Origin of the sequence: Promicromonospora sp. NPDC023987 (assembly GCF_040639055.1) — a bacterium.
Lineage (GTDB): Bacteria > Actinomycetota > Actinomycetes > Actinomycetales > Cellulomonadaceae > Promicromonospora.
Window position 1 is genome coordinate 43,428 of the sequence record NZ_JBEZZF010000040.1, and the last position, 9,238, is coordinate 52,665.

A 9,238-nucleotide genomic window follows, 5' to 3' on the forward strand; every position below is an offset into this window, starting at 1 on the left:
GCGACCGGATCGACGGTGTCAGCCCGGCCTGTGACCTCTGTGTCAGCGCCCGCGCAGACTCCGGCGGTCCGCGATCACCGCGAACAGGCCGGCCAGCAGGGTCGTCACCATCGTGACGAACCCGGTCAGCACGGTGACGTACACGCCGGGCTTCATCATGGCCGCGCCGGAGGGCGAGCTCACGAGGTAGAGCGACAGGGCCAGCCCGAGAACGATCCCGACCAGAGCACCCGTCCAGAAGAACGCCTTGTACCGCGGAGCCCGGCGCACGCTCGCCGGATCGATGACGTCGCGCACCTCGACGTCGTCGGAGGAGTCGCTCGATGTCTGGGTTTCACTCACGAAACCAGGGTACGCGCCGCCCGGAGTGCCGAAGTAGAACTGTGGCGAAGTAGAACCGCAGCGCACCCGTCGAGGGTTGCGCTGCGGTTCTACTTCGCTGCGGTTCTACTTCGCCACAGTTCTATCTCGGCGGAGGGGGTGGGTCAGTCGACCAGCTTCCAGGGGCTGTGCCGCCACGCGCCCGGGATCTGCAGGATCGTCGGACGGGACGCCACGTAGACCTCACCCCGGTACGAGACCGTGTCTCCCCACCAGTACAGCTTCCACGGCTGCCACGCGGGCGCCTCCGGCTCCTGGGGAGCCGCCTCCTCGACGGTCAGCGGCAGCCGGGCGGTCGTGCCCGACGGCGACGTCTGCACCAGGAGCTGGTACGCACCAGGTGCCGTGTCGGCCGGCACGGTGACCGAGGCGGTCGTGGCGCCGTCGGTGACCGTGCCGGTGCCGAGAGAGACACCGTCCGCTGCCGCTCCCCCCGTCGGGACGAGGAAGGTCTCCACAGCGGTGTTCCGCGGCGCGCCGAGCGAGGTCAGGTCCAGGCCGGACAGGCTGACCTCGGTCGAGGCGCCGGCCTCGACGGCACCCGGCAGGGTCTCGGCGACCGTGCGGGTACGGGCGAAGCTCGGTGTGATCGGCGAGGCGTTCTCGAGGTAGTCGATCCAGGCCTCGCGGTCCACCAGGCCCGAGTCGCGACCGTCGGTGCCCTCGGTGAAGACCCGGAAGTTGTCACCACCGGAGATCAGGAACGAGAACGTCGCGATCCGGTACTCGGCGGCCGGGTCGACCGGCACACCGTCGATGGTGATCGACGAGACGTTGTCGCCGGGCGTCGCGTTCGGGTCGGCCGTGGCCACGGTGTACGACACGTTGTCCGACAACCCCAGCGCGAGGAACGGACGCGACGGACGGTCGCCGTTCGCGTCCGTCTGCCACTGCTGCTCGAGCAGCGTGTCGAGCTGTTCGCCCGTCAGCGTGATCGTCCACAGGTTGTTGACGAATGGCAGGACAGCGTTGGCCTCGGCGTACGTGACGACACCGTCGGCCTCACCATCCGCCGAACCAGCAAAGTAGAGCTCGTTGCGCAGACCACCCGGGTTCACGACGCCGATGTCGGCGCCGCCCCGCTCGTCGCTCGCGAGCGACGAGCGCAGCGAGTTCGCCACGAGGTTGCCGAGCGCCGACTCCGACGCACGGTCGTCCCGGTCGCCGCCCGTGTAGACGCCGTCCGTGTAGGTGCCGCCCGAGAACGCCGTCGTGACGTCCCCGGTCACCGCACCGATGGGCTGTGCGCCGATCTCCTCGGCCTCGGCCAGCGCGGCGGAGACTATCGAGTCGACCTCTGCGACCGCCGGGTAGGTCTCGATGAGCTCGGCAGCGGGGGTCTCGGTGCGCTGGACGTTCTCCACGGCGTAGTCCGTGACGGCGCCCGACTCCGTGTCGACGGTGAGGGACACGTGGCCGAGGAACTCGCCGTAGCTGCCGGTCTGGATGATCGGCCGGGTCTCCCCCTCCGCGCCAGGGACCGGAGCGTCCCACGCGTACTGCTTGTGCGTGTGGCCGGTGAAGATGGCCGCGACGCGCGGGTCGGTGTCCTGGACCAGCTCGGCGAAGGTGCCGCCGGCGGCGACCTCCTCCTCCAGCGTGGCACCGTCGGGCGTGCCCGCACCGGCGCCGTCGTGCGCGAGGGCCACGACCACGTCAGCCTCGCCGTTCGCCGCGTCGCCGTCGAGCAGCTCGTCAGTGACGCGGTTGACCGCCTCGACCGGGTCCCCGAACTCGAGCCCCTCGATGCCAGAGGGCGTGACCAGCGTGGGCGTCTCCTGCGTGACGACACCGACGAAGCCGACGTCGACGCCGCCCACCGGTACCACCTGGTACTCGGACAGCGCGGCCTCGCCGGTGGCCACGTCGTAGACGTTGGCGCCCAGGTAGTCCCAGTCGGCAGCGTCGCTGACCCGGCCGGTGAGGTCCGCCACGCCCTGGTCGAACTCGTGGTTGCCCACAGCGGAGGTCGTCAGGTCCAGCGCGTTGAGCACGTCGATGGTCGGCTGGTCCTGCTGCAGCGCGGACGCGAACAGGGAGGCACCGATGTTGTCGCCGGCCGAGATGAAGGCCGTGCCCTCAGGGTTCTGCGCCCGCAGCTCCTCCACGGTGCCCGCGAAGTTCACGGTGTTCTCGTCGACGCGGCCGTGGAAGTCGTTGATGGCCACGAGGTCGACGTCGACGGAGCCGGGCTCCGGCGTCGTGCCACCGAGGTCCAGGCCGACCAGGACGGGGTCGTGGTCGGACGACCGGAACGGCGTCTCGTCGTAGAGGATCGTCGCGTTGTAGTTGTGCCGGCTGTACTCGTTCGCCACCGGCTCGTACGCGTTGATGTTCCAGATGTCGGTGCCGGTCACGATCTCCGCCGCGGTCGGCGAGGCCAGCACGTGGTCGAGCGAGCCGACCATGCCGCCGAAGTTGTACGTGTACTCGCCCGTGGCGGGTCCGAGGTCGGTGTAGCCAGCGTCGGTCAGGACCTTGATGGGGTCCTCCTGCTCGTAGGCGTTGAAGTCGCCCACCAGCAGGACGTTCTCCGTGCCCGCCGCCGCGGCCTGGGCCTCGGCGAAGCTCGCGAGCGCGGTCGCCTGCCGCGTGCGGGACTCGTTCGAGGAGCCCTGGCCGTCGCCCTGGTCCGTGTCGCCGGGCCACGGACCTGCCGAGCCCTTCGACTTGAAGTGGTTGGCGATCACGACGACGTCGTCACCGGCAGCCGCGTCCCCGCCCACGGGCTGGAAGGTCTGGGCCAGCGGCTCACGGGCGTTCTGGAACGCCTCGTCGCCGACCAGGATGGTCGAGTCGCCAACCGGCTCGGCGGTGGCGGTCCGGTAGATGAAGGCGTTGCGGATGACGTCCTCAGCGGAGGGCACCTCGGCGGGAGAAGCCGCATAGGCCCACGTCCCGGCACCTTCCGCGGCGTTCAGGGCGTCCACGAGGTCGCTCAGCGCCTGGTCCCGCGAGCCGCCGAACGCGGCGGTGTTCTCGATCTCAAGGAGCGCCACCACGTCGGCGTCGAGCGCCGAGATCGCGGCGACGATCTTGACCTGCTGCCGCTGCAGGTCTTCCTCCTCGGCCGCACCGCGTGCGTCGCAGCCGCCGCGGACCGTCACGGGGTCGCCCGCACGGTCCGTGTAGTAGGTGCAGCCGGTGAGCTCGTCACCGGTGGTGCTGAAGTAGTTCAGGACGTTGAACGTGGCGACCTGGAGGTCGCCACCGACCTCGGCGGGGGCGTCCTCGCGCGTGTTCTCGAACGTGGCCGGCTGGACCGTCTCGGCGACGTCGGGCGTCAGATGGGTCAGCGGCTGGAAGCCCCACGCGTCGTAGCGATAGTCGAGGACCACCGGTGTGGTGAACGTGACCGCCGCGCCCACGCGCAGCGGCTCGCCACCGGTCAGGTAGGGCAGCGGCTTCGACTTGTTCGACGACGAGTTGAAGTTGACCGACGAGCCGTCGTCGAGCAGCACGGCGCGTGCCGCGTTGTCCGCGATCTGCGCGTCGTACTCCGCCGACAGCGGCCGGCCCACGGTGGTGGGCTGCACCAGCGGGCTGTCACCTGCGGCCAGCCCCACCGAGCCGTAGTAGTTGGTGTCGTAGTTGTCGGTCACCGTGAAGTCGCCCTCGGGCGCGAGGAGCATGCCCTCGAGCGCCTCGCGCTCCGCCGCGGTAGCCGGCCAGGCGGTCGCCGTCGGCGTGACCGTCGCGGGCTCGTCCAGGACGGTCCAGCCGCCCGACGACGGGGTGAGCTCGGTCAGCCCGTTGTACTCGGAGACCGCGCCGGTCACCTCAACGTGATCGCCGGCCGACAGGTCCGCCGCGGCCGCCTCCGAGTACACGAAGACGCCGTCCGACGCGCCCGGCGTCGGGTCCTCGCCGCCGCCCGTGCCGGCGGTCTGCAGGTACAGGCCGTTGAACCCGCCCGTCGCGTAGACGGCGGTGACGACACCACGGGTGGTCACCGTCTCGCCCGCGAGCGGCGAGGCGTCGCCGGTACCCTGGATCTCGGCGATCGGGGTGACCTCACCGGGCTCGGTCGGCTCCGACGGCGTGGGGTCCGGCTCGGGCTCCGAACCCTCGCCACCAGTGGGCGTCACCTCTGCGGTGAACACGAAGTCCGCCGAGTTGTCACCCGCGTCGCCGGTGCGTTCTAGCGACCCGACCACGCGGGTGCCCTGGCCTGCCGGGCCCGGGGCGGTCTCGAACGTGTCGGCGGTGCCGTAGCCGAGCAGGTCGACGACGCCCGCGGCGCCCTCCGCCGGCACGGAGCCCTTGGCGGGCGTGACGGCGGTGGCCTGCGAGGCGAGTGCGACCACACCGGCCGTACCGCTCGGGTTGAGGCTGCCGACGACGTCGGGGGCGGGCAGCGGCTCACCGTTGGCGGCGTTCGAGCCGCCCTGCACCAGGTAGTGGCCACCCGCGGCGATGGTGCCGCTCAGCGCGGTGACGCCGGAGAACGACGAGCCCGTCGCGGACTTGTACTGGACCGACCAGCCGTCGACGCTGACCGGCTCGTCGGTCGGGTTGTACAGCTCCACGAACTTGTTCCGGTACGGCTGGCCGGAGCTTCCACCGACGAGGTAGGCCTCGCTGATGACGACGTGCCCGGAGTCCGGGCCGTCCTCGGTGGCCGCCGGCGCGGCGAAAGCCGCCGTCGCGGGCACGACGAGCGCTGCGGAGAGAGCAGCCGCGACCGCGGCCCTCCCACGGTGTCGGGGGTGCGGTCGGGGGGACCGGAGCGTGCTGGGTCTCACGCTGACTCCTTCTGCAATAGCCGGCCTGTAGACCGGGTTGGAGTGCACTGCTGGTGGACGTCTTGTTCGGCGGCATCGCCGCGGCCGGGCGCGCATCAGCTGCGCAGGCGGTCCGGCACGGGCCGCACCAACCAATCACTACATCGTGAACCGGCGGTTACGACCGAACACCCGCCGGGAGAACTGCCATCCCCGCAGCGGGTGAACCTGCCCGCAGCCGAGCCACGAGGTCGACGCCGAGGCTAGCGGGTGTCCCTGACATCTGTTACCCCGCACACGCTGTCGGTGCCCGGTTCACCCTGGTACGGCCGGTGGCTCCGGCTCGCCGCGAGCGCCTGACGCCGCCCGGCGCCCAGCCGTCAGCGGCAGCAGGTGGGAGATGTCGGAACGCTCGCCCGATGCGCGTACCCGCCCGTCCGCGACGGCGTCCGCCCAGGTGAGGGTGCCCGTGACCAGGCCGAGCCAGGTGTCGGGATCAGTCTCGACCACGTTCGGCGGCGTCCCGCGCGTGTGCCGCGGCCCGGCCACCGCCTGGACGGCACCGGACGGCGGCACCCGCACCTCCACGGAGTTACCGGGGGTGCCGTCCGCGAGCTCCTCCAGCGTGTACCGGACGGCGGTGGTCACGTCACGCCGCTCCGCCTCACCCCGTACCCAGGCGGCGACCGCGGCTCGCCCGGCCGCGGGATCCGTCCTGCGCCGCGGGGGCACTACCGCACCGCCAGGACATCGTGAGCTGCGTCGATCATGGGGCCAGTATCACGGACCGCCGGCTCAGAAGCGGTAGACCTCCGTGGCCTGCCCCTCGACCGCGAGCAGGTCCGCCGCCACCACCATCGGTAGCTCGAGCGAGGCCACGGCCGGATACTCCGCCACCTGCATGCCGTCCGGAAGGTGGTCCCTTCGTACGGCCGGCACCGGCTCCGACTGCGGAGCGAGCCGTCGCGGCGAGGCCGCCGGGACAGCGTGCCGCGGCCACGGCTGCGACAGCGGAACCTCGTCCCGCACCTGTGGCCGCACCGGCCGCCGGACCGGCGGGTAGCCGACGCCGTGGTCCAGGTGCTGCGCGGCGGACGGCGACGCGGCGGAGGACCGGGCATCGCCGTCGGGCAGCGGCTGCGGCTCCGGAGCGGGCGTCGGCGTCGGCGTCGGAGTCGGGCTCGGCTGCGGGCTCGGGCTCGGCTGCGGGCTCGGGCTCGGCTGCGGGCTCGGGCTCGGGCTCGGCCGCGGACCAGGCTGCGGGTCGGGCGTCGAGCGCATCCTCCTGTGCGCGGGGACCGGTCCGTCGGCGGCGAGGGCTCCGAAGTGCGCTGGAGGGGCCGCACGGCGCGCCACACCGGCGGCGGAACGCGGTCCGGCAGTGGATCGGCGCGCACTGCCGTCACCGGTCGAGCCGGTCGAGCCGGTCGAGCCGGTCGAGCCGGTCGACGCAGCGGCGTCCGCCGTCCGGTCGGTCGGCCGGCCTCCCGGCAGGGTGAACATGACGCGGCGCTCGGACACGTCGGCCTCGGCGAGCGTGACCCGGACGGCATCGCCCAGCGGGAGCCGCGGGCCGGTCACGCGTGCGCGGACGGCGGGCTCGCGCAGCACCACCTGGCCGCGCTGCTCCGCCTTGGTGTCGTCGTCGACGTCGACCACCACGCCGTCGAACTCCTGGCCCAGGCGGTCGGCGAGGAGCGACGCCTCGACGATGTCGACGCACTCGCGCTCGAACGACGAGGCCCGGCGACCGGTCTCGGCCATGACGGAAGGCAGGGCGGGCAGGGCCTCCAGCACCCATCCGGGCACGGCGGCCCCGGCAGAGATCGCGAGGCAGGCCTCGGTCGCGTACCGGTCCACCAGACGCCGCAGCGGCGCGGTGACGTGCGCGTAGTCGGCGGCGATGGCGGAGTGCCGGGTGTTCTCGGGCGGCGGCACCGGGACACCGTCGGGCCCCGGCATGCCGAACGCGACGTACCCGGCGCCACGGAACAGCGTCGTCGCCTCGTTGAGGAACGCGGCGTGCTCCGGGATCCGCGAGACGAGCGTCGGGACGAGGCGCGCGTACGGGAGGCTGTCGGGCCAGTCGATACCGAGCGCGCGTGCCGTGCGGTGGAGGCGTGCCAGGTCGCGCGGGTCGGCCTCGGGGAGGGTGCGCAGGATCCCGACCCCCGCCTCCCGCATGAGGTGTGCCGCCGCGATGCCGGTGAGCAGGGAGATCTGCGCGTTCCACTCCTCGACCGGCAGGTTGCGACGGAACGACAGCGTGTACGTGCCGTCCTCGCCGCGCTCCACCTCCTGCTCGGGCACCTCCAGCGAGACACCCCCGCGCGCGAGCTCGAGCGACTGGCGCAGCCGCCCGACGTCGGCCAGGAGCTGCAGGGACTCGCTCGCCGTGCCCGCGTCGAGGCCGGACTGCACCTCCGCGTAGGTGAGCCGCTCACGGCTGCGGACCAGCACCCGCTCCAGCGAGGCGCCGGTGATGATGCCGCGCGCGTCCAGGGTGACCGTCCAGAGCACGGCCGGGCGGTCCACCCCTGGCAGGAGGCTCGCAGCCCCCTCGGACAGGATCTTCGGGTGCAGCGGCGTCCGGGCGTCCGGCCCGTAGACGGTCATCCCCCGCCTGCGCACCTCCTCGTCGACGGCGCCACCCGGCACCACGAAGGCGCCCAGGTCCGCTATCGCGTAGTGCACCACGTAGCCCTCGCCGGACTGTTCCACGTGCACCGCCTGGTCCAGGTCCATGGAACCCGGCGGGTCGATGGTGACGAACTCGATGCCGCGGCGGTCGGCCCGGCCGGCGGAGAAGTCCTGCTCGGCGGCCGAACGCGCCTCTTCGAGAACATCCTGCGGGAACATCGCGGGCAGGCCGACCTCGGCGCGGAGCGCCGCGAGGGCACTGCTCACATCGTCGGGGGCGGCGGGCGCGAGGCGCATCTGACGAATCGGCACAACTGCGAACATAGGCCGGTTCCGCGCTCCCCGCGCGGCGTCGCTGTGCTATTCGACGACGACGGTGGCCAGCAACGCCCGGTGGTCGGTGCCCGGAACCTGCATGGTGACGACGTCGGAGACGGGCATGTCCTTCTCCACCACCACGTGGTCCAGCGCGAACAGCGCGGGCACCTGACTGCCTTCCGGCCAGGTCACGGCGGGTCCGGCGCCCCACTCGCGGGTCGCGTCCGAGAACCGCGAACCGAGCAGGTCCCGGAAGCCGGCGTGGTCGTAGGTGGCGTTGAAGTCGCCGGCCAGGATCTGCGGCGCGTCGTCCGCATGGACCTCCTCCGTGAGCTCGACGAGCTCCGTGCGCCACGTCACGACCTCCGTGGGCAGCGGCGGGTGGGGGTGCACCACGGTGAAGCGCACGTCGGTGCCACCCGCGCCGACCAGGGCCGAGGGCATCGCGAAGCTCGTGCCGCGCAGCTGGTCCTCCTCGGTGAGCGGCGTGGACGCCCAGAGGCCGCTTCCCGCGGGGCTGTCGTCAGCGGGCACCGTGAAGCTGTGCGCCAGCAGCTCGTCGAGGCCGGCGTTCGCGAGCGCCTCCTCGAAGGAGGGCGTCAGCTCCTGGACCGCGAGCACCTCGACGTGCTGGGACTCCACGAGGTCGACCATGCTCTCGGCGTCGGCCCGCCCGTACTGGGCGTTGACCGTCATGACCCGCAGCGTGCCGGGGTCCGCGGGGTCGGCCACCGTGGACGTGTCCGGAGGCACGAAGAAGGGAGCCATCCAGTACACGTAGCCGGCCAGCGAGAGCGCGAGCAGCAGCGTCAGGACCCAGCGCCGGGAGAAGAGCGCCACGATCAGGAGCGGGAGGGCCACCAGCGTCGCCCACGGCGTGAACACGACGAGATGCGGCAGGGGAACGACGTTGTCGAACGGGAGGGCCCTGGCCACCGCCACGACCAGCAAGGGGATCGCGATGATCCAGAGCACTACTGAGATGAAGCCATGGACAAATCGCACCCCCGGACCCTATCGGCTGCGCGTCGGCGGTCGTGCCGCCTGACGGCCTGTTCGCGGGTGATCGGTAAAAGGTCAGGTGGTCGGTACCCCGGGGTACCGACCACCTGACCTTTTAGCGATAAAACCGGGCGGGGGCCGGGGGGGAGGCGCAGATGGACGGGGGCGGGGGC

5 protein-coding genes are annotated in these 9,238 nt (G+C 72.1%); all 5 read right to left on the reverse strand.

Annotated features, from left to right (window positions below; all coding sequences use genetic code 11):
* Positions 1-42: 42 nt before the first annotated feature.
* On the reverse strand, positions 43-342 hold the full coding sequence (locus AB0F40_RS17645) for a hypothetical protein (protein WP_357470173.1): 300 nt from the start codon (positions 340-342) through the stop codon (positions 43-45).
* A 143-nt stretch (positions 343-485) separates the two neighbouring features.
* Positions 486-5,126: an ExeM/NucH family extracellular endonuclease gene (locus tag AB0F40_RS17650; protein ID WP_357470176.1), complete on the reverse strand. Its 4,641-nt coding sequence runs from the start codon at positions 5,124-5,126 to the stop codon at positions 486-488.
* Between the two features lie 294 nt (positions 5,127-5,420).
* On the reverse strand, positions 5,421-5,837 hold the full coding sequence (locus AB0F40_RS17655) for a sterol carrier family protein (RefSeq protein ID WP_357470179.1): 417 nt from the start codon (positions 5,835-5,837) through the stop codon (positions 5,421-5,423).
* Positions 5,838-5,900: 63 nt separating this feature from the next.
* Positions 5,901-8,057 (reverse strand): RNB domain-containing ribonuclease, encoded by a 2,157-nt coding sequence (locus tag AB0F40_RS17660; RefSeq protein WP_357470182.1) that lies wholly within the window; start codon positions 8,055-8,057, stop codon positions 5,901-5,903.
* A gap of 48 nt (positions 8,058-8,105) precedes the next feature.
* Complete coding sequence (locus AB0F40_RS17665; protein WP_357470185.1) at positions 8,106-9,068, reverse strand: endonuclease/exonuclease/phosphatase family protein; 963 nt, start codon at positions 9,066-9,068, stop codon at positions 8,106-8,108.
* Between the last annotated feature and the right edge of the window lie 170 nt (positions 9,069-9,238).